Source organism: Halobacillus litoralis (genome assembly GCF_009856445.1).
GTDB classification, from domain to species: Bacteria; Bacillota; Bacilli; order Bacillales; family Halobacillaceae; genus Halobacillus; species Halobacillus litoralis.
Genome location: NZ_WMFA01000002.1, coordinates 202,390 through 221,031, shown reverse-complemented (window position 1 = coordinate 221,031; position 18,642 = coordinate 202,390). Strand labels below are relative to the sequence as shown.

26 protein-coding genes are annotated in these 18,642 nt (G+C 42.8%); 7 read left to right on the top strand and 19 right to left on the bottom strand.

What is annotated here, in order from left to right; translation table 11 throughout:
* Nucleotides 1–35: 35 nt before the first annotated feature.
* Nucleotides 36–212, top strand: coding sequence for a hypothetical protein (locus GLW00_RS06300; RefSeq protein WP_160912312.1), 177 nt, complete (start codon nt 36–38; stop codon nt 210–212).
* A 220-nt stretch (nt 213–432) separates the two neighbouring features.
* On the opposite strand, the gene GLW00_RS06295 is transcribed toward GLW00_RS06300, so the two are convergent.
* From GLW00_RS06295 to GLW00_RS06280, 5 genes are all read right to left on the bottom strand, one after another.
* Nucleotides 433–1,224 carry an alpha/beta fold hydrolase gene (locus tag GLW00_RS06295; RefSeq protein ID WP_160912310.1) on the bottom strand — a complete coding sequence of 264 codons (792 nt, stop codon included), beginning with the start codon at nt 1,222–1,224 and terminating at the stop codon, nt 433–435.
* A 14-nt stretch (nt 1,225–1,238) separates the two neighbouring features.
* Nucleotides 1,239–1,997: a CPBP family intramembrane glutamic endopeptidase gene (locus GLW00_RS06290; protein ID WP_160912308.1), complete on the bottom strand. Its 759-nt coding sequence runs from the start codon at nt 1,995–1,997 to the stop codon at nt 1,239–1,241.
* Nucleotides 1,994–2,119 carry a hypothetical protein gene (locus tag GLW00_RS20790; protein ID WP_272482808.1) on the bottom strand — a complete coding sequence of 42 codons (126 nt, stop codon included), beginning with the start codon at nt 2,117–2,119 and terminating at the stop codon, nt 1,994–1,996. The genes GLW00_RS06290 and GLW00_RS20790 overlap by 4 nt, the downstream gene beginning before the upstream one ends.
* A 22-nt stretch (nt 2,120–2,141) precedes the next feature.
* Complete coding sequence (locus GLW00_RS06285; protein ID WP_202412399.1) at nt 2,142–2,687, bottom strand: class I SAM-dependent methyltransferase; 546 nt, start codon at nt 2,685–2,687, stop codon at nt 2,142–2,144.
* Between the two features lie 113 nt (nt 2,688–2,800).
* Complete coding sequence (locus tag GLW00_RS06280) at nt 2,801–3,028, bottom strand: hypothetical protein (RefSeq protein ID WP_160912306.1); 228 nt, start codon at nt 3,026–3,028, stop codon at nt 2,801–2,803.
* A 132-nt stretch (nt 3,029–3,160) separates the two neighbouring features.
* Here GLW00_RS06280 and GLW00_RS06275 point away from each other — a divergent pair, with 132 nt between their 5' ends.
* Nucleotides 3,161–3,586: an RDD family protein gene (locus GLW00_RS06275; RefSeq protein ID WP_160912305.1), complete on the top strand. Its 426-nt coding sequence runs from the start codon at nt 3,161–3,163 to the stop codon at nt 3,584–3,586.
* A gap of 321 nt (nt 3,587–3,907) precedes the next feature.
* On the opposite strand, the gene GLW00_RS06270 is transcribed toward GLW00_RS06275, so the two are convergent.
* Both GLW00_RS06270 and GLW00_RS06265 read right to left on the bottom strand, forming a co-directional pair.
* Complete coding sequence (locus tag GLW00_RS06270; RefSeq protein ID WP_160912303.1) at nt 3,908–4,942, bottom strand: DUF4179 domain-containing protein; 1,035 nt, start codon at nt 4,940–4,942, stop codon at nt 3,908–3,910.
* Nucleotides 4,935–5,474, bottom strand: a complete 540-nt coding sequence (locus GLW00_RS06265; RefSeq protein ID WP_160912301.1) for a sigma-70 family RNA polymerase sigma factor — start codon at nt 5,472–5,474, stop codon at nt 4,935–4,937. The genes GLW00_RS06270 and GLW00_RS06265 overlap by 8 nt, the downstream gene beginning before the upstream one ends.
* 142 nt (nt 5,475–5,616) lie before the next feature.
* Here GLW00_RS06265 and GLW00_RS06260 point away from each other — a divergent pair, with 142 nt between their 5' ends.
* On the top strand, nt 5,617–6,549 hold the full coding sequence (locus GLW00_RS06260) for an oxidoreductase (protein WP_160912299.1): 933 nt from the start codon (nt 5,617–5,619) through the stop codon (nt 6,547–6,549).
* 347 nt (nt 6,550–6,896) lie between these two features.
* Here the strand turns inward: GLW00_RS06260 and GLW00_RS06255 are convergent, their stop codons facing one another.
* From GLW00_RS06255 to GLW00_RS20785, 5 genes are all read right to left on the bottom strand, one after another.
* Nucleotides 6,897–8,159 carry a TrkH family potassium uptake protein gene (locus GLW00_RS06255; RefSeq protein WP_160912297.1) on the bottom strand — a complete coding sequence of 421 codons (1,263 nt, stop codon included), beginning with the start codon at nt 8,157–8,159 and terminating at the stop codon, nt 6,897–6,899.
* 116 nt (nt 8,160–8,275) lie between these two features.
* Nucleotides 8,276–9,391: a DNA polymerase III subunit beta gene (dnaN, locus tag GLW00_RS06250; protein ID WP_160912296.1), complete on the bottom strand. Its 1,116-nt coding sequence runs from the start codon at nt 9,389–9,391 to the stop codon at nt 8,276–8,278.
* Nucleotides 9,392–9,500: 109 nt separating this feature from the next.
* Nucleotides 9,501–9,968: an NUDIX hydrolase gene (locus GLW00_RS06245; RefSeq protein WP_160912294.1), complete on the bottom strand. Its 468-nt coding sequence runs from the start codon at nt 9,966–9,968 to the stop codon at nt 9,501–9,503.
* Between the two features lie 13 nt (nt 9,969–9,981).
* Nucleotides 9,982–10,242 carry a hypothetical protein gene (locus GLW00_RS06240; RefSeq protein ID WP_160912292.1) on the bottom strand — a complete coding sequence of 87 codons (261 nt, stop codon included), beginning with the start codon at nt 10,240–10,242 and terminating at the stop codon, nt 9,982–9,984.
* 22 nt (nt 10,243–10,264) lie between these two features.
* Entirely contained in the window at nt 10,265–10,396 is a 132-nt protein-coding gene (locus GLW00_RS20785; RefSeq protein ID WP_272482807.1) for a hypothetical protein, read from the bottom strand.
* A 227-nt stretch (nt 10,397–10,623) separates the two neighbouring features.
* On the opposite strand from GLW00_RS20785, the gene GLW00_RS06235 reads away from it, so the two are divergent.
* Nucleotides 10,624–11,067, top strand: a complete 444-nt coding sequence (locus tag GLW00_RS06235) for a PH domain-containing protein (protein ID WP_160912290.1) — start codon at nt 10,624–10,626, stop codon at nt 11,065–11,067.
* A 31-nt stretch (nt 11,068–11,098) separates the two neighbouring features.
* On the opposite strand, the gene GLW00_RS06230 is transcribed toward GLW00_RS06235, so the two are convergent.
* The 5 genes from GLW00_RS06230 to GLW00_RS06210 form a co-directional block, all read right to left on the bottom strand.
* Nucleotides 11,099–11,566 carry a 2'-5' RNA ligase family protein gene (locus tag GLW00_RS06230; protein WP_160912288.1) on the bottom strand — a complete coding sequence of 156 codons (468 nt, stop codon included), beginning with the start codon at nt 11,564–11,566 and terminating at the stop codon, nt 11,099–11,101.
* The gene (locus tag GLW00_RS06225; protein WP_160912286.1) at nt 11,563–11,898 is read right to left on the bottom strand and encodes a DUF4269 domain-containing protein; all 336 of its coding nucleotides are present in this window, start codon (nt 11,896–11,898) and stop codon (nt 11,563–11,565) included. The genes GLW00_RS06230 and GLW00_RS06225 overlap by 4 nt, the downstream gene beginning before the upstream one ends.
* 2 nt (nt 11,899–11,900) lie before the next feature.
* Nucleotides 11,901–12,767: a DUF4097 family beta strand repeat-containing protein gene (locus GLW00_RS06220; RefSeq protein ID WP_160912284.1), complete on the bottom strand. Its 867-nt coding sequence runs from the start codon at nt 12,765–12,767 to the stop codon at nt 11,901–11,903.
* A 174-nt stretch (nt 12,768–12,941) separates the two neighbouring features.
* Nucleotides 12,942–13,391 carry a glycosyl-4,4'-diaponeurosporenoate acyltransferase CrtO family protein gene (locus GLW00_RS06215; protein ID WP_160912282.1) on the bottom strand — a complete coding sequence of 150 codons (450 nt, stop codon included), beginning with the start codon at nt 13,389–13,391 and terminating at the stop codon, nt 12,942–12,944.
* Nucleotides 13,391–14,464, bottom strand: a complete 1,074-nt coding sequence (locus GLW00_RS06210) for a glycosyltransferase family 2 protein (protein ID WP_160912280.1) — start codon at nt 14,462–14,464, stop codon at nt 13,391–13,393. The genes GLW00_RS06215 and GLW00_RS06210 overlap by 1 nt, the downstream gene beginning before the upstream one ends.
* Before the next feature lie 101 nt (nt 14,465–14,565).
* Here GLW00_RS06210 and GLW00_RS06205 point away from each other — a divergent pair, with 101 nt between their 5' ends.
* Together GLW00_RS06205 and GLW00_RS06200 are read left to right on the top strand one after the other, a co-directional pair.
* On the top strand, nt 14,566–15,444 hold the full coding sequence (locus GLW00_RS06205; protein WP_160912278.1) for an alpha/beta hydrolase: 879 nt from the start codon (nt 14,566–14,568) through the stop codon (nt 15,442–15,444).
* 93 nt (nt 15,445–15,537) lie between these two features.
* A complete protein-coding gene (locus tag GLW00_RS06200) occupies nt 15,538–16,362 on the top strand; it encodes an alpha/beta fold hydrolase (protein ID WP_160912277.1) in 825 nt (274 codons plus the stop codon).
* A gap of 32 nt (nt 16,363–16,394) precedes the next feature.
* Here GLW00_RS06200 and GLW00_RS06195 read toward each other — a convergent pair whose 3' ends face one another.
* Both GLW00_RS06195 and GLW00_RS06190 read right to left on the bottom strand, forming a co-directional pair.
* Nucleotides 16,395–16,610 (bottom strand): hypothetical protein, encoded by a 216-nt coding sequence (locus GLW00_RS06195; protein WP_160912275.1) that lies wholly within the window; start codon nt 16,608–16,610, stop codon nt 16,395–16,397.
* 94 nt (nt 16,611–16,704) lie between these two features.
* Entirely contained in the window at nt 16,705–17,109 is a 405-nt protein-coding gene (locus tag GLW00_RS06190; RefSeq protein WP_160912273.1) for a VOC family protein, read from the bottom strand.
* Nucleotides 17,110–17,416: 307 nt separating this feature from the next.
* Here GLW00_RS06190 and GLW00_RS06185 point away from each other — a divergent pair, with 307 nt between their 5' ends.
* The gene (locus tag GLW00_RS06185; protein WP_160912271.1) at nt 17,417–18,394 is read left to right on the top strand and encodes a sodium:calcium antiporter; all 978 of its coding nucleotides are present in this window, start codon (nt 17,417–17,419) and stop codon (nt 18,392–18,394) included.
* The last annotated feature ends 248 nt before the right edge of the window (nt 18,395–18,642 follow it).

Below are 18,642 nucleotides of genomic sequence, written 5' to 3'. Positions count from 1 at the left end.
GGAAAAGCACGTCATACCGTTGAAGGAGGATATCCATGTTGTGGTTGATTTTTGCTATTCCAGGACTGTTGATCTTTGTCACGATTTTTTTCGACCGACGCAGAAACATTGGAAACAGCCGTATCGCGAATAGAGGAACTTTCGAGGATATGTACCGTCACTCTTCTGCCAGAGATCGAGCAGGGGATTCTAAACATTCAAAACCTTTCTAGAGGCTCTTTCTCCCTTCAACTTCTGAATGTTATGGAAACGTGCCCTCAACTACAAGAAGAAGTCCGGAAACCACAGGATGTGGAATCCGGACTTCTGAATATCGGGGATACCTTTATCAACCTATCAATCACTGATTCAGCTGATTGAATAGACGACTTCTATTCCTCCGTTTTCTCGAAGCCTGATGAAACCAAGAATTATGTTCAGTCCTATGAACGCTTAAAAGCTGCTTTGAAGCCACCTCTTCCATTCCATAGAGACTCGTCCCGGTTTATCACGGTAAAGGTCATGACCAGCCTCTTGGACACCAATGATGTCCAAATGTTTTACGCTTTCACCCATTTGTTCAGCAGCAGATCGGCGGGTTTCTTCCATATCTTCAGGTAACGTCCCTCTAAGCAAAAGAACTGGACAATTTATATTTGGAAGCACTTTTCCCACGGGCTCCTCCACCATTCCCTTAATCACGGATTGAGCGGTAAAAAGAGAAACAGCTAATCGAATTTTCCCATCAACTTCCTTCACTTGAGCTAGTGATGCTTTCTGTAAGTCATTCGACCAACGGCCCAATTCTTCTTTTTCTGCGGTCAAAAATTCATGTTCATTTTCAAAGCGAATGTTTTCATAGAATGATTCGACCATACGCAATTCATCATCAAGACCTTCTTTTTCTATAGGTAAATATCCACCATCCAGCAAAATTAACCCTTTCACCTTTTCAGGATACGCCGCAGCGTAATAACAACCTAAATGGGCCCCCCACGAATGGCCAGCTATATAGAATGCTTCCTGCTCTATATATGTATCAATTTCATCAACCAGTTGAGATGGATAATATTCTTCTTCGGATGTTTTCGGGGTTGTCCCACCATGACCTGGCAGATGGAAAGAAACGATATGATACTCCGGCAGTTTTGCTGCCATTTCCCCAACCGACAACCCTGTGCTCCCTAAACCATGTAAAAAAACGATGGTCTCCTTTCTTCTTTCTCCCCATTCAAACTTCTTCAAAGTACCCTCTCCTCTTATGAAAAAATCCAACCATTCGAAACCATTCCCATATTCCATATCCAATGAAAAACGATAGGCGGGTATAAACTATCCGTCTTCCAAACGAGGACGGCATAATAGAAACCCGCACCTATAAAAAGCAAACTCATGAGGAGTGAAAAATTGATAGACAGGTGAATCAACCCAAAACCCAGACTCGTGATGGTTATGGCATAAAAGGCAGATCCATACTTTTTCAGAACACCAAATAAAGCTCCTCTCCAAATCCATTCTTCAAGAAGAGCGTTAACTATTGAAAATAAAAGACCATAACCGAATAATAATTTCCAATTCATCTCCGTGGCCCCCAACAGAGATGGAACAAAAACCAGCGAAGAAATCAGTAATCCAATCAGTAAAAAGGAAGAGGTTTTTATTGAATGATAAGGAAAGTTAAGACGTCTTCCCCAATCCGGTAACTGTAAGGGAAGCCCCACTTCTTTTTTATGAACCTTGAGAGGAATATAAATGCCTATGAGAATCAAGATCAGCAGAGCCCTCTCTAACACATGACTTCCTTGGCCAATAACCCATTGATTTGTGATCACCTGCCACAGAGCAAAGCCGCTGAGAAAACCAATAAAAATATCTGTGATTACCTTGTCACCCAGATCCATTTTTCGAACGAAGAAGAAGAGGAAATATAGAAAGAGCGTCATCCCCCACAATTGTTCACTAATAAAGACAATGCCACTAACAAAAAACACCCCTGGAACACCATCCAACGGTCTCACCCACCGACCTCTTGAATGAAAAGCAGAGCATCTCCAATTTCCTTCTCATCATTCAAGCTCTCTCCACTAATTATAAGATACCTAAATTCTTCCATTCCCAGTTGTATCATTAATTTCTTCACCATCTTCCTCCTTTATGTACACCTATTCTTTGATTGCATCTAAAATTAACGAAGGAGCAGCCAATCGTCCATGCTGATTCCTTGGATCATACTGCTTCGAACGGTAAATAACACCGTCCGCTCCTTTCCACTCGTGTTCATGAAAACGCCCCTGCTCATCATGATATTCTAAAAGATTCACCCGAAAACCAGCTTTTTCAAATACTTCCGTGAGTGATTGATAGTGAAAAACGACTTGATGAGATGCCGCAGGATGATCCAAAGGGCCAGGTCCACCCACTTGTACATTCGCCTGGTAGGATTTATCCGGGAAATATCCATCAGGAACCGCACAGCGCAAATATCCTCCCGGCTTCAAGTACTTCCAGCAAATAGCTGCTACCTGATACCCCTCATCTTTGGTCAAGTGTTCCCATACATGTTCTGCCAGGAGAGCAGAAAGAGACGCTGGCTCGAATTTGTCCTGCCAGGTTCGTTCATTTAAGAGGTCCAGTTCGTATTCCTGTGTATGGATCCACCCTGGATTGTTGTCATAGGGACCCGCTCCAAGAACGACTCTTTCATTCATTTTTTTCACCCTTTCCAATACGGCACCTATACCGTTCTTACATTCAAAAGAATAACTCACCCTATGAAAAAAGCCAGCATTACAGCTGACTTTTAAGGAAAGTTTAAATTTCATCAATGAAAGCCTCCGAATCCTCCATGGTTTCCTTGATTTCTAGAGTGCTGATGAACTTTCTCCTTACGAATTTCTGCTTGATCATAACGTTTTTCAACAGAATTACGTTTTTGTTTATTCATTTCATCTCCGTAAAATTTGTTTCTGTTCCAACCGAAAGCATCACGCAAATACCCGATCAAGAGCGGCACAGCCAATAAACCGACAAGGCCTAAAAAACCCCACATCTGTGAAACCCTCCTTTTCGTCTTCATACATATACGTAACACCATCAGGAATAGTTTCAATATTTTTCTAGAGCCATAGATTCTCTCTATGTTACAGTTGATTCACATGTCGATTTGTTAGGAGGTTTAGGAATGAACATACAAAACCCAGCGGGCCTTTGGGTCCGTGTTTTTGCGAGGGTCATAGACGGGATTCTGATCACTGTCACTTTAGGTGTTCTTTTTTCTCTTTTTTATGGAGACTTTCTTTATGAAAAATGGACGTGGGTGGATATCCTAGGAATCGCCTATGTTGTAGGCTTACCTGTTCTGTGGTCAGGGTACACACTAGGGAAACGAGCAGCAGATAACCGCATCGTTCGCGTCGATGCTAATAAGAACGTACATATCGGTACAATGCTCTTAAGAGAAATCATCGGTGGTATGATCTATTCATTCACTTTCGGAATCGCCGTAGTCGTCAGCGCCATCATGATTGGGTTACGCAAGGACAAACGTGGGATTCACGACTTCATTGCCGGCACCTATGTTACTCACAATAAACCCGGACAAAGCTGAATGGCAAAGCCCTCTTAAAAGAGGGCTTTTATCATAACCCATCTCCTCCTCCAGGCCCACCACGAAAACCTTTTTCCCGTGCTATCGCTCGTTCTACTTCTTTTTCCTGCTCGGTTTTTCGAATGGGAGACTGCCCTTTGTGTTTTTTGGTCTTTCTCCTGTCTAAGAAAATCATAAAAGCTATAAATAGAATAAGAAACAATCCCCATAACATGTTCGCAAGCATCAAACCTCCCCTTCCTTGTGCTACATCTATTCTTATTATTTCAAACCACATCCACACCTTCAATATATAGACGGAACCACCCAGTGGCGTCGTGATCAGTCGATATTCTTCTTGTCTTTACCAAGGACATGGACCTCATACTCATCATCTTTGATCGGTGCTGTTTTTTCTCCCGTCTGTATGAAAAGGTCAATTTCCTCTCTTATTTCTTCAGCCATTGCCTTCGAGCTTTCATCGGAGCGGTCAAGGGAAGTTTTGATTTTGATCTGCAGTGGATATGGATGGAACGAGGAAGCAAAGCCTGTGACTGGATATTGCTCTGATTCCATCATTGCCTGGGCAATATCATGGATGGCTCCCGTTTGTTCCCAACGAATTTCCTGCTCTCTCGCTTTCTTTTCTACTTGACGAATATCAAGTTCAGGTGATGCGTTATATTCACGCCCTTCTTCTAACATAATCTCTTCCAAGAGGTCTAATCGCGTTTCTGTTTCAGAAACAATTACATTAATATAGACTCCTTGAGTCGGGTTCATCTGAACATGGACAGGAAACATCAGCTCAAACTCTTCTTTTTGCAATCGTGACGTTAACTTTTCTTCAAGTTCTTTCGTATTTTTATAAAACTGTTCCATTTCCTCTTCGCTTACATCCGACGCCTGAGCTCTTTCTTCAAAAGGTTTTACAGAGACCGTGTAGTTCTGAAAACCATTCTCTTTCAAATGCTCCTCAACGATTGTGAGAACTTCTTTCCCATGACTCATTTCCATCAATTCAACGGTCACTTCTTTGTCGTCCCTACTGACCTGCATGTTTCCAATTTGATATCCTTTTTGTTCCAAAGATTGGTTGGTCTCACCGAAAAACGTTTCCATCCTTCCCATTCGATCTTCTTCCTGTGCAACAAACTGACTGATATATGGAATTTTTGCAATGACATGTTCCATAGCTGGTGTGAATATCAAGCCACCTAAAAAAAGAATGACTACAGCAGCTGCCATCCACATTCGACCAATCGTTCTTTTCGGACGAGCTTCCGGTTTTTGCAATCGATCCAACACCTGCTCCTGATGTTCTTTTTGTAACTTCATCTGCTGAATTTTTTCGGGATATCTCCATTTGTTACTCAATGACCCCTCCTCCTTTCAACATTCTCTTCAAGCTGTTCCTTGCCCTGTAAAGCCGGGTTTTAACTGTATTGACATTGACACTTAACAAATCAGCGATTTCTTCTACTGATAATTCTTCGTAATAATAAAAGATGATAACTTCTCTTAACTTCAACGAAAGCTTCAGCACTTTTTGAAAAAGAACCTGGTTTTCCTCTTCTTTTAAAATTTCTTCACTAACACTGTGTGATTGGTCCCCTTTTTCTATCTTCATCGGTTCAAATGGAATCAGGTTCCGAAACGACCAACTTCTGACGTGGTCTTTACAATGGTTGACAGTTATGCGATACACCCAAGTTTTATAACTCGAACGATGTTCAAATGTATGTAGGTGTTGATAGCAACGGATGAATACTTCCTGGGCTAAGTCTTCGGCAAGTTGCTGATCTTTCACATAGGTAAAAGCAACTCTCACGACCATATCCCCATAAGATTCCATCAAGTCGACTAAGATCTCTTTATCTGTTCTTCGCTTCATTTGTTCCTCACTCATACACCTTCCCCCCTTTGTCATTTTGTTTGACGAAATCAGCTACTCTGAGGTTCCATAAAATTCCTATATGCTCATTTCAAGGCAATTCTTTTTACATACATAAGGAAATTTCTTACTATGAAAGTCATAAGGAGTGATAAGGATGAAAGAACAAGCGTGGACGAAAGAGGAGATTCCTTCCTTAAAGGGGCAAACTGTAATTGTTACTGGAGGGAATAGCGGTTTAGGATATGAATCTGTGAAAGTTCTTTCCAAACGGGGGGCGACCGTCGTTCTGGGATCAAGGTCGATGGAAAAAGGTCAAGAAGCCTTTTTATCCATTCAAAAAGAAAACCCGAACGCAGAAATTGATGTCATGGCTCTCGACTTAAGTGACTTACAATCAGTCAAAGACTTCGCAGAGGCCTATAAAGAAAAGTATGACAAACTTGATCTTCTGCTGAACAATGCGGGGGTAATGACGACGCCTTACGGCAAGACTCAGGATGGCTTTGAACAACAGCTCGGCATCAATCACCTCGGTCACTTTGCTTTAACAGGGCATTTGTTCGATACGTTAAAGAAATCGCCAGGCTCAAGAATAGTCAATATTTCAAGCAATGCACACAAATCCGGAAAAATGAACTTCGATAACCTCATGTTTGAAGGGGGTAAAGGGTACACACCGATGAAGGCTTATGCACAGTCTAAGCTTGCCAATCTATTATTCACTCAAGAACTGCAGCGGAAAATCGAGGAAAATGGCTTAGACATGACCGTAACAGCCGCCCATCCCGGTATAGCAAGCACCAATCTTATGAGGCACATTGAAGATAAATTCCTCTTTAAGATCCTCGGTCGTTTGCTCGCACCGATGACACAGGAAGCTACAGAGGGGGCGCTTCCCGGTTTAAGGGCGGCAACAGACCCCGATGTACAAGGTGGAGAATACTTCGGCCCCGGAGGCAGATGGGAAATGAAAGGTGCCCCTGTCAAAGTTTCTCCGATAACGAAATCATACGATGTCATGGACGCCGATCAATTGTGGAAAATATCAGAAGATCTGACAGGCGTCAGTTATTCTTTCGATAAATAATTACAGATGCCTAATGCTGAAGAGGCTGTCCTCTTCAGCTTTTTAAATAGATAGTTCCATAGCCAGTGGAATGAGATGCCTTTATTTGGGATAACAGGAGGTGTGTATTCACGGAGAGGGGCACCAGCATGGCTAAGAGAAAGCTCTGGATTACCTTTTCTTGACACTGACGGCGAACGGTGAGGGACTGCTGTTGGAGTGTTTGTGTGGCTCCATAGTGTCCAACTTGTAAACAAAGCTTTTCCTAACGTTTTATTTTAACCCTCTACAATAAAATCATTGGCAGAAAAGTTTAATAGCCCTATAAATATAGATGGAAGACCTATACAGGGCTTCCATCTTTTCTTTTAACCAGTCAGGATGTCCTCTTCAGGTGCTTTTACAAGATCAGGAGACTGTGTGGCAAAAGCGAAAGCAAAGGTCAAAGGTCCCAGTTTACCAATCAGCATGGTACCTATGATCATCACTTTACCAATGAAAGTCAAATCACCTGTCAAACCCATGGAAAGCCCGACAGTACCAAAAGCAGAGACACTCTCAAACAAGATCGTTAAAAATGGTGCATCTTCCGTCAAATTCAAAACAAATGTTGTGAAGATGACCACACACATTCCCGCAATGGTGAGCGCCAAAGCTTTGATAATAAAAAAGGCTATTGTGGCAAGTAAAATCGCCAAAGTCGTCGTGAGTTTGATTCCACCGGCCGTGGAAGCACTCCCGCCCCCGATAAACATGAGAGTAATCATATAGAACAAAGTAGACTCTTCCATTTGACCAATATCCAAAGTGTTAAAGCCGGCGGTTCGAGGAGTCACCGCTTGAAAGTAAGAGGCATGAATTTTCCCGAGCGTCGAAAAATCAGCAATGGTTGCAGGATTGTTGAATTCCAGTAAAAAGATGACAAAGAAACTAAGTATATTCAGGATCAGGGTACCTACAATCATTAACTTGGTTTGCAAAGCCAATCGCTTGAACTTTTTCGTCTTCCAAAGATCAAAGACTACTGTGAATCCGATTCCGCCTATCATGAATAATAGCGTGATGACAACATTGACGACAGGATCGATTACATATCCGGATAGACTGTCAGACCAAATCGAAAATCCAGCATTATTAAAGGCTGAAATGGAATGGAACACACTGGCATAAATACCTTGAAACCATCCATACTCAGGGACCCAGCGTACAGATAAGAAAACGACAGCGATACATTCTACAACCAGTGAAAAAAGCAACAACCTTTTGGCAAGCTTCACTACACCGCCAATGGTTGACTGATTTAATGCCTGTTTAATAATGAGCCGTTGCTTCAACCCGATTTTTTTCCCGATCGCAATATAGATAAAGACGGCAAATGTCATTATACCAAGGCCCCCGAGCTGAATGAGGAGCATGATCACTACTTGGCCAAACATTGTAAAGGCTGTCGCAGTATCCAGAACGATCAAGCCCGTCACTGTCATTGCAGAGGTGGATGTAAAAAGCGCATCAATAAAGCTTATCCCATTCGTTGTCGCAAAAGGAAGCATAAGCAATGCAGCCCCGAAAATAATGAGGCTCACAAACGTCACAATTAAAATTTGAGGGGGAGACCATGAATGATCTTTCATTTTCAGACCGCCAATTCTTTTATAGGATGATACTTATTGTATAGCGGACCTTGTGTTTTATAAATATCTTTTTAAAAATTTTACATTTCTCTATTGTGTCGACACTCTTTCCATCTCTAAGCGCGGACAGGCGAAACCACATGAATCTGCTCATCATTTCCACGACTGCGAAGGATCAGTGGACTCATTGCCCCGTTGTAAAAGAGTTGGATGTCATCTCCTTTTATAGCTTTTAATGCTTCCAACAAAAAAACACTGTCGATGTAAATCTCCATCTCACCTTCCCCGGGAGCCTTTATCAAAGGGATGTTTTCCTCAATCATACCCACTTGAGGGGAAAAGGAAGAAATGTTCAGTGTCTTCTCTTTTGTTAAACGCAATTTAATTTGGTGATTTCCACTATCTTTCGCAAACAAACCGGCTCTGTCCACACTATACATCATACGATTCTTATCTATGACCAGTTCTACTTTTGAAGATTTAGATAAAAGAGCTTCCATATCAGGGAATGGTCCTTCAAGCAACTTTGAAATCAATGTTACTTGGCTCGATTCTACTTTGAAAAGTTGGTCGGTGATGTGGATCTTCAAACATTCCTTTGTATTCTTAAAAAGTTTCAACAGCTCTCTCACCGTTTTCGTAGGAATTGTACATGAATGATCCTTCCCGCTGTTTAGTCTTTTTTTCACAAAAGCTAACCGGTAGGAGTCCGTGGCTATCGCTTGCACATGATTTCCTGAAAAATTCAAATGAATGCCTGTTAATACGGGACGACTTCCTTCTTTAGCGGCAGCAAAAAGCGTTTGACGAACCAATTCCACTAAATCCATACTATCCATTGAAATGGAGCCGTCCCCATCGACATCAGGGATATGGAGATACTCTTCGGTTGAGAGGGCGGATAAGGAAGTTTTCACTTCCCCGGATTCCATCATCATACGTCCGTTTACTTTCTTCATGTGTACAGGACCAGGCATTTTCTTGACCAAATCCTGAAAGAAATCGGCTGGTAATACACAAGCACCTGTTTCAATCGATTCGAATCCACCTTTATGGACGGGTATGACTTTCTTGATCATGAGCTCTCCGTCACACCCTACGAGTACGAGCTCCCTCTCCCTTACCTCCATCTTTATTCCACTCAAGGCAGGAAACAGCGACTTTTTACCAAGAACAGAGGCTGTTTCAGACACCGCTTCCTCCAATATACTTTTATGTATTCGCAATTCCATAGATCTAACCCTCTCCCTTTCTACTCTTTACATTCGACACGAACGTACGTTTGACCTCCTTTTATAAAAAAAGAACTCCCTATATGTATAGGTAGTTCTTTTCAAACCCTTACCCAACAACCGGTGTATCCCGTTTATTCTTCACATCTTCGATGGCCTGCTGATGCTCTTGAAATATGTAAGCGGGTAGATCATCCAGCCCAAAGAAATGATTATTGTAAGACTCTTCATTGTCCTTCACCAACTCACCTTCATAGGAACGACAGATAAAACAAATTTCTACGATAGCCGCCTGATCTCCATTTTCAAAAACCCTATGCTTATGAGGACCAGAATAAATACCGAATAGTTCCATCTCGTTTAAAACCAACCCTGTTTCTTCAAAAACTTCCCGCCGCGCTGTCTCTTGAACCGACTCATCCAATTCCATAAAACCGCCAGGCAGTCCCCAGCTTTCGGAATCGGTCCGCAACTGCAGCAATAATTGGTTCTTTTCGTTAAAAACGAGCGCTCCTGCAACGACCATCAGCACCTTCTCATGGCCGACCATGGACCGTAAATGACGAATATAATCCATAATTGCCTCCTTTTTATGAAGATTCTCTTAACTCCCTATTCACCACATTCACCTTCTGCATTCGTCCTGATACGCGATACTCGTTCGTATTTAAGCGGAAATAATGACGGGCCCCTGTATAAGTGGTGTACCAAAGATTATTGATGATCATCATCTCTTTTGTTTTCTCATCCTTTTTAATCGGATGGAAGGAAGATCCAAAACGTTGATCTTTTCGTTCAATGACACCCAGTATGCCCTCTTCATCTAACCACATCGCTAAAATACCCTTCATCTCTTCCGCCCCCTTATTTAAGTTATGGCCTGTAAATCCGTTCGTTGTCTCTTAAAGTTAAGTCGTAGTACTGCCTGCTGTCCTGTTGAAAGCCCCCTGCATTCCTTTCCCATAGGAATTGTTCAATGAACCCGTACTTTCTGCCTTCTAACATTTATTATCATTCTCCAAACCCCTCACCCTTCCTTTTCTATAAATCAAGAATAACGCTGATTCACAAAAAACACCTCAGGTAGCGGAAGGATTTCACCTAAGACTTAAGGTGGAGAAGTGTTCAATTTATGGAAGACTCCTCCTTTATTCCCGACCGTATGAATCCCGATGTTTTTCGAAACTTTTATACAGCAAAGACCGTATGTATAGATGAAAGGAAGGGTTTCTATGTATTTTCCATCAAAAAAAGACACTTTTTACACCATTACTATTTGGGGTGTCATCCTTTTTATTGTATTCATCTACCTCTTTGGAGGGGAGCCTGTAGGATTCCAACTTGTTACTTATCGTGACCCCTTAGGTTATGTATTTGGAGGGCTTTCCATCGTCGTTTTGTTATGGATTTGGTTCCAAACCGGCTACAAAGTAAAAAATGGTGATCTTCTCATCCATTCGGGACCATTACGTAAGCGGATTAAAATCAGGGACATCACAAAAGTCAAATCGATTAAAAGTCCAATGTCTGCGCCAGCCTTATCATTGGAAAAACTCGAAATCTTCCATAAAAATAACAAGACCACGTTCATATCCCCTCAAAATGAACAAGCATTTATTGAGGTGATAAAAAGCGAGAACGCTAAACTGGAGATTGATGCTGAACAAAAAAATTGAAGCTACCCTTCTTCTTTCTGGTGCTAGGGCTTTAGCAGGTATCTGTTTTACCACCTAACACCATGTCTTCCAGTTTCGTATATGTATGCGACCGACTTTCCTCATAAACTCTGACCTGGTCCACCTTAAATGATAGGGAAGGATGAAACTCCCTCTCAGCAGCCGCAGCCATATCGACTAGCTCTTGTTTAGATAAACCATGGGACGTTTTCGCCAGTGTCAAATGAGGAACGAAATGATCCAGTTCAAAATAAGCATCGATTTGATGCTTTGAAGGGGCAGCCATTTGTACCATTTTCTTATGAAGACCATAAAGTTCTGCAGAGTGTACACTCAAATAAAGGACATCTTCCCCAAAGAATGCGGGTGCCCCTAATTCAACACGAAAAGGGTTCGTTTCCAGACACGCCTCTCTCACTCGATCCAACCATTTCCGATCTGAAGTTAAACCTCCTTGAGCCTTTAAGGTGATATGAGGCTCGACGACTTTTGTAATCATCGTTCCGGCCCACTCTTTTTGAAAGAGTTAAAATTTCCATACGAAAAGTTCACCTTTACAACCTTCCGTTCTCGGATCATTTTCCTCTGTAATTGGAATCCTGCCATACGACCATAATCGTTAATCAAGCTGTGCTCTAAGAGAGGGAGATGATAAGCTTCCATAATGATGTCCAAGTCCGAATTTACTACGTAAACCCCTATGGGAACGGTGCCACATACAACAGGTTGAAAAGATCGATATTGGCTTAAGATCCCCAAGCGTTCTATAGCTTCATAGGCCCTCCGCTGCTTCGCACTTCCATTTTTCATCCGTTCATAAAGATGATTCATCCCTAACCTACTCTCAAATCTCCTGAGCTCGTTTCAGCCGTTAAATGGAACTCACCCTCTGCTTTTATGCCTCGCACTTCATTTTCCTTTTTCACATCATAATGAAAGCCCGTCCAGTTAATCTTTGCCTCTCCTGAATTCGAGTGGTAAATGAGTGTACAAGAACTTGGTTCTTCCTCATAGAAGAAACGGATATCCCCACTGGAAGTAGCAGCTTTCACATCGCCATGCATCTTTGTTGCTTGCACCCGAATTTCGCCGGACGAGGAACCGAACATGCCTGTGCCATAGTCAAACTTCTCCCCAAACAGTTCACCGCTGCTTGTATGAATGTCTGTGTTCCTGCTTTGAACTTTTTTCAGTAAAACATCGCCACTTGACGTTTGAATATGTAGATTCTCTTGGACCACCTCTGCGATCGTCACATCTCCCGAGCTTGCGGTAAAGGTGGAATGGTTGGCTGCCAAACCGTCGACATCTATATCAGCAGAGGACGTTTCTACCTTGATCGACCTTATGGTTTCGGCGGGAACTTCTATCAATAGTTTCATATTTTTTCTCATTTGAATCCCGAACTTCGTTTTTTCTTCCATCACTTTCACAGTCAAGTTCTCCGCTTCCTGCTCATGGAAAAGGACGAAGTGTTTCCTGTCGTTTTCATGAACCGTACCAGATAGAGTGACCTTCCACTCGTCACCGTCCGCTTTCACAATCTCCACATCCACAGACGTCGATTCTACCTGAAGATTTTTAATTCTCTCATGAAAACTTGCCTGTTCATTTATGTGATAGGTCTTCTTTCCATTTGACCACTGATAAAGAAGAGCAGCACCAACAACCGCTACCATTAAAATAAGAATCCATTCCATAAAAATTACTCCTTTATATTCCAGACTCACTTCTACCCTCTCTGAAAATTCGACAAAACTTTCCAATTCCCTCCCAGTCACAGAAAAAAATCCCTGTTCTATATAGAACAGGGATTTTTCCAATTGTTTTTATATGTTCTCGAGCTCCCACGCCCTGTAACTCTTGCACAATGGTTATCCCCGCATGTACAAATGATTTTTCATCCTCATGATACGGATGCGGTTATACCTTTGAACGATGATAAAAGGAAAGTTAAACATAATCGCATAAGCCACCATGACCCATCCCGCCCACGGTGGATTGAACAGGAAGAAAAAAGGAGCCGTGAGCATCTGAAGCCAGTGGGATAATTCCGACCGATTCGTCTGCTTTTCAAAGCGCTCCCACTGTGTTGGCTCCCGTAAATGAGCCGCTGTTTTCCCTTTTCGAAACCACTTCCGCGCTTCCGGAAGCCGGTCTTTCCATTTTCTCACACCCAGACGTTCATAGAGTTTTGTACCCGTTTCCCACCTCTTCACACGATAGATGCCTTCAAAGACATTTACAAAGGCCTCCGGCGCAACTGAGACAAGGCTGCTCACGCCAAGATGGATGCACAGCCAGGCTAAGATATTGCCGATCATTAAGGTGAACTCCTTTTCTTCTCAACAATCGAACGGCCTTTCCATGTCGTTTGTTTCATGAAAAAGGTCTTCCACAAAGAGTAAGCAAAAACGAGTACGAAAAAGAAGAAGTAAAGCGGAAACAGGAGCACATCATACCACCTGAAGTTACCGATTTCTCTCCAGATCCGTGATAACAGAAAGGCTAAAACTATATACCCCAGGACGCCCCACCACCCCAAGGCAGGGAGGTTTACCAAAAAAGATAAGACGGCAGTGAGCCACACGACATTCGCAAGCGTCATGATCGGGGAAGCTGTTTTCGCCCCAGTCGAAAAGCTTTTGGCCCAACCCTCCATCACTTGTTTCAGATCGGAGTCATACATCCGCATATTCAATACGCCACGCCCGCTACAGGCTTTTGTTGTTAACCCTTGAGACGATGCCATTCTGGTAAAAGCCAGATGTTCGACGATCTCTCCTTTAATCGCTTTATGACCACCAAGGCTCCAGTAAGTATCAGCACCGATAACCAGACATGGACCGAACCCTCCCTGCGTACCGAGTTTTTCCTTAAAGAGGGTGGTCAAACCGGAAGATGCCGTAACGACCAGGTGAAAGACAGCGGAGAACTTTTCCCAAAAAGACTGCATTACGTGATAGGGATGTACGGTCATGACTTCCCTTCCTTCTCCAAAAGATTGCACCAATTGCTCAGACCCTCCCTCAGAAAACCACGTGTCCGCATCCAGGAAAACGAGCGTCTCCCCAATCGCTGCTTTCGCTCCGTTATAACACGCCCACGACTTGCCCATCCAGCCAGAAGGTAAAGGTGGAGTGTCCACCACTTTCACGCCGAAACTCTCAGCCACTTGCCTCGTCTCGTCCTCTGAATCATCATCGACGACAATGACCTCTCGAAGCAGGTCATAAGACAATAACGTCGGAAGCAGGCGTTTGAGGTTTAACGCTTCGTTCCTCGCTGGAATGATAAATGTGTACATCTCTGTATTCTTACGTTTTTCTATAGGAAACGATAATTTATGCCAAAAAAGAAGCAGGGTGGATAAAACAGCCAGAATCATCACCCACATTCCGATCACCTCCATATGTACTTCCATTGTCACCTTAGAAACTCGTGATTATACAAAGACAAGACCGGGTACAATGGTTATTAAAAAAAGAGGGTTCAATGATGCTTAAGTTATGGATGGCACGATTACTGCGACTTTTCCCCAATCAGGCGGAAAGAAACCTGATGGTCCCGTTTCGATATGTACATAGGAAAGTAAACATGATTGTAGATACAGAGGTTAAACCGACACCCATCAGCTTGTACTACCCGGATGCACCAGATGGAAATATTTTTCCGGTCTATATGAACATGCACGGGGGCGCCTTTATTATGAATGAAAAGAGGATGGACGATCCGTACTGCCGGTTTCTTGCGAATGAAACGGGATGCGTCATCGTCAATGTTGACTATGCAAAGGCTCCGGAATACCCTTTTCCAAAACCTGTGGAGCAGTGTTACGAGATCTATCAATGGCTGAAGGCGCATGCCGAAGAACTCCACCTTGATCGTGAACAAATGATGGTCGGTGGGCAGAGTTCGGGTGGGAACATGGCCGCTGCCCTTTGTCTTCTTTTGAAAGAACGCTCTGAGAGCCAGCCGCTTCTTCAAGTGCTGGCCTACCCTATGCTCGACTTCGTCACGCCGCATAGTGAAAAACCGGAACCTGACAAATGGCGGGCCAAATACCCGGAGGCTGCTCATTTCCTCAACTATTGTTATGTCCCGGAAAAAAATCAAGCGGAAGATCCGCTCGCCTCCCCTGTAAAAGCAGAAAAGGTGGAAGGACTGGCTCGAGCGCTATTCATCATTCCTGAATTTGATGCTTTTACTATGGAAGGAAAAGCCTACGCAGAAAAATTAAAACAAGCGGATGTTGAGGTAGATGTCAACATCTTTGAAGGCTGCAACCACGCTTTCACCCACCAGGGACCACGGGATCAAGCAGAAGAAGCCTGGAGAATCATCGCAAAAACGCTTCGCCAGGTCACAGAATCGTAACAAAACCTTACCGATTATCCTTTGCTCCCCCCTGCTTTTTGACTTATAATGACGATTAGTGTCGTATTGAGTTTTATTAAAGCAGGTGATCCATTGTTAGAATATAAAGTCTTAGGCTCCGACCCGACGAAGGAGTATGTCATCTTCCTCCATGGCATCGGTGGAAGCGTCAACATCTTCTTTCCACAAATGAAAGCCTTCCGAAAGTCTTTCAATATCATTGTCGTGAATTTACCCGGTCACAAAAATTCACCAAGCGTGTCGAGTTATAACGAGAAATTTTCCTTTGAATCCGTGACCGACGAAGTACTCGCAGTCCTTGATGATGTGGGTGTAGAAAAGGCCCATTTTGTAGGAATTTCTTTAGGTTCAGTCGTCATCCAACATGTCTTGTCCACCGCTCCGCACCGTATCCAAACAGCTGTCTTAGGAGGAGCGATCACACGGATCAATCTTTTGGCAAAGTTTCTTCTCATGCTGGGTACAATGCTTAAAAATGTTACTCCGCACTTGTATCTTTATTCATTGTGCGCACGCATTTTAATGCCCAGGAAGAATCATAAAGAATCAAGAGACGCCTTTATCCATGAGGCCTCCCAAATGAAGAGGGAAGATTTCTTAGGCTGGTATAACATCGTCTACTCTGTTCCGGACACATTTACACACGTGAATGAGAAAGGCGCATCTATCCCGAAGCTATACATCACAGGGGAAGGCGACCATATGTTCAGAGACGATGTGATGAAAGATACACGTCACATGCCGAACACATCCTTCGTCCTTCTATCAGGGAGTGGGCATGTCGTTAACTTAGATAAAACAGAGCCGTTCAACAAACTCGCCATTTCATTCATTCAATCACAGGGCCAGATGGATTTAACAGACGTAACGGAAGAAGTGAGAAACTCCCATCACTAAAAAAAAGCGCCGGCATTACGCCTGGCGCTTTTTTACCTGGATTCTAATTGCTTTATCCATCGAACAGCCCAATACAAAACGATCCAGGGAAGGATGTATTTGGTCACCCATTCCACCATTGCCATCAGTGTGATTACAATAACATAGGGATTCACACCAAATTGCGGCAGCGTGAAATAGAGGACGACGATGAAAGAGACACCAATCCAAACATCCTTCCACGCGATTCTCCTTCTTCCTATTTTCATATTCGCCTACCCCATTCCCGGTTAAAATGTTCCTCAAATACCTTAGCAGTTTTCACCTTGATTATGTAAGACTCTTAACAGTATCATGAGATTGTTATGACGGTGATGACGCAACAAACTCCACTTTTATCCGGTCCGGATCCTCGAAATAAACCGCATAGTAATCTTCTCCCCCAGCAAATGGGTGTTGGTTTTCGTATAAAACGTTCACACCTCGCTCCTTAAGCATCATGGTCATCTCATCTACTCTTTCACGTGAGGAAGCATGAAAAGCTAAGTGATTCAAACCAGTCCTTCGTCTATGATAAGGAATGTCTAAAAACTCCGTTTCTGTCTGGACAAAAACTAAGTAAGTTTCGCCTAACTTCCAACTTTGCCCTTCCGCCCATTGCTGATAAGGCTTGTAACCTAGCTCCTCAAGGAACCAGCCCCAAAATTTTTCGGACCTTTTTAAATTGGATACATAGACTTCTACATGATGCAGTAAACCTTCAGACATGAAAATCCCCTTTCTATGCTTGATTCCACGTAATATATAGAGGTATATCTAAGTCACCTCTGGTAGTGAAATATTCTAACTACATCCTGACATCTCGTTAAAATCATACTCAAAAAAGGCCAGGAAGCGTCATTGACCTTACCATAACAATAAATCTACAAAACAAACAGACCCTTAATGGTAGAACGACCATCAACGAGAACCTTTGTAAGGGTACTCAACCTAGTAAGTTCGAGTACTTCCGGAATGGAAAGGATATTTCAAACAAGCTATTCATATACTCACTATAAGATAGGGGGGTAAATCGATGATCTTTATCATTTTCTTTCTTGCTGCCATTCTGGTGGTGACCGCTGCTGTGTATCTAAACCAGCTCGGTGACGTCATTAGTAAAAAGAGTTCCTTGAGCGGGGCTGTTGTGGGTACCTTTTTAATTGCCGGCGCGACTTCCCTGCCGGAATTGACGACCAGTCTTACTGCTGTTTATATAGATAACCCCGATATTGCGGTAGGAAATATGCTTGGCAGTAACGTATTCAACTTATTAATTCTCGCTTCCATGGATCTGATTTATCGAAAGAAACGATTCTTTCAAAGAATCAATCCCAACGCTAACCTGCCCTCAGCATGGACAGGCCTTGCTTTTTTAATCATCCTTTCCCTATCTCTTCTGTTCCCTGTACCTATTCAATTTTTTAATATAGGAATGGAAATGTATATCATTGTTCTCTTTTATCTATTCGTAATGAAATACCTTACCAGTGATGATGATGACGGTGATCACCCCCTTCCAGCTAAGGATATCCCTCTTCCAACGGCAATTAAGGGTTTTATATTAGCCGTCGTGGCGGTCTTTATATCCGGCAGCATCCTTTCCATTGCTGGAGACAAAATGGCGGAAGTAACAGGAATGAATGCTAGTTTTGTAGGCAGTTTTTTAATTGCAGCCTCCACCTCATTACCTGAATTAGTAAGCGTCCTGGCCGCTTTTAAACTGGCGAACTATAATATGGCGATCGGCTCCATCCTGGGAAGTAACTTATATAATATAAAGTTACTGGTATTGACTGACTTGTTGTATCAAAAAGGACCGATATTAAAATCCATCCAAGGGACCCACATCTACCTGGCTTTACTTGGGATCGCTATGACTTTATTCTTTATTTATACACTGATGAGGACAAGGCAAGTGGATCGTTCGTGGAGTTCATGGAATTATATCATGCCTTCTTTAGTCGTCATTACTCTATATTTTGTGATTTCTTATCGTATTTTCTTTCTTTGACTCCCTTTGCGTTTCCTATTCATTTAAGACGCAGAGGTTGGAGATCATTACATGATTAAGTCACCGATTCTTCAACCTTAGCCCCGGTACTCAAAAAAGTCGGGGCTCTTTCTGTTACCAAATCTCCCCTACACACAAGCCGGGGCCTGATAAAAGAGTCTGGCTTACATACGATTGAATTCATATACCTGTTGAGTGTGTCAGCAGCTAAGCACTAAGGAATGTGTTTCTTTGATCACCTGCTACTA

Excerpts from the sequence above, each read along its gene's own strand:
- GLW00_RS06300 (WP_160912312.1), top strand. The coding sequence starts at position 36 with ATGTTGTGGTTGATTTTTGCTATTCCAGGACTGTTGATCTTTGTCACG.
- GLW00_RS06285 (WP_202412399.1), bottom strand. The coding sequence starts at position 2,687 with ATGAATGAAAGAGTCGTTCTTGGAGCGGGTCCCTATGACAACAATCCA.
- GLW00_RS06280 (WP_160912306.1), bottom strand. The coding sequence starts at position 3,028 with ATGTGGGGTTTTTTAGGCCTTGTCGGTTTATTGGCTGTGCCGCTCTTG.
- GLW00_RS06275 (WP_160912305.1), top strand. The coding sequence starts at position 3,161 with ATGAACATACAAAACCCAGCGGGCCTTTGGGTCCGTGTTTTTGCGAGG.
- GLW00_RS06265 (WP_160912301.1), bottom strand. The coding sequence starts at position 5,474 with ATGAGTGAGGAACAAATGAAGCGAAGAACAGATAAAGAGATCTTAGTC.
- GLW00_RS06260 (WP_160912299.1), top strand. The coding sequence starts at position 5,617 with ATGAAAGAACAAGCGTGGACGAAAGAGGAGATTCCTTCCTTAAAGGGG.
- GLW00_RS06255 (WP_160912297.1), bottom strand. The coding sequence starts at position 8,159 with ATGAAAGATCATTCATGGTCTCCCCCTCAAATTTTAATTGTGACGTTT.
- dnaN (WP_160912296.1), bottom strand. The coding sequence starts at position 9,391 with ATGGAATTGCGAATACATAAAAGTATATTGGAGGAAGCGGTGTCTGAA.
- GLW00_RS06245 (WP_160912294.1), bottom strand. The coding sequence starts at position 9,968 with ATGGATTATATTCGTCATTTACGGTCCATGGTCGGCCATGAGAAGGTG.
- GLW00_RS06240 (WP_160912292.1), bottom strand. The coding sequence starts at position 10,242 with ATGAAGGGTATTTTAGCGATGTGGTTAGATGAAGAGGGCATACTGGGT.
- GLW00_RS20785 (WP_272482807.1), bottom strand. The coding sequence starts at position 10,396 with ATGTTAGAAGGCAGAAAGTACGGGTTCATTGAACAATTCCTATGGGAA.
- GLW00_RS06235 (WP_160912290.1), top strand. The coding sequence starts at position 10,624 with ATGTATTTTCCATCAAAAAAAGACACTTTTTACACCATTACTATTTGG.
- GLW00_RS06230 (WP_160912288.1), bottom strand. The coding sequence starts at position 11,566 with ATGATTACAAAAGTCGTCGAGCCTCATATCACCTTAAAGGCTCAAGGA.
- GLW00_RS06225 (WP_160912286.1), bottom strand. The coding sequence starts at position 11,898 with ATGAATCATCTTTATGAACGGATGAAAAATGGAAGTGCGAAGCAGCGG.
- GLW00_RS06220 (WP_160912284.1), bottom strand. The coding sequence starts at position 12,767 with ATGGAATGGATTCTTATTTTAATGGTAGCGGTTGTTGGTGCTGCTCTT.
- GLW00_RS06215 (WP_160912282.1), bottom strand. The coding sequence starts at position 13,391 with ATGATCGGCAATATCTTAGCCTGGCTGTGCATCCATCTTGGCGTGAGC.
- GLW00_RS06210 (WP_160912280.1), bottom strand. The coding sequence starts at position 14,464 with ATGTGGGTGATGATTCTGGCTGTTTTATCCACCCTGCTTCTTTTTTGG.
- GLW00_RS06205 (WP_160912278.1), top strand. The coding sequence starts at position 14,566 with ATGCTTAAGTTATGGATGGCACGATTACTGCGACTTTTCCCCAATCAG.
- GLW00_RS06195 (WP_160912275.1), bottom strand. The coding sequence starts at position 16,610 with ATGAAAATAGGAAGAAGGAGAATCGCGTGGAAGGATGTTTGGATTGGT.
- GLW00_RS06190 (WP_160912273.1), bottom strand. The coding sequence starts at position 17,109 with ATGTCTGAAGGTTTACTGCATCATGTAGAAGTCTATGTATCCAATTTA.
- GLW00_RS06185 (WP_160912271.1), top strand. The coding sequence starts at position 17,417 with ATGATCTTTATCATTTTCTTTCTTGCTGCCATTCTGGTGGTGACCGCT.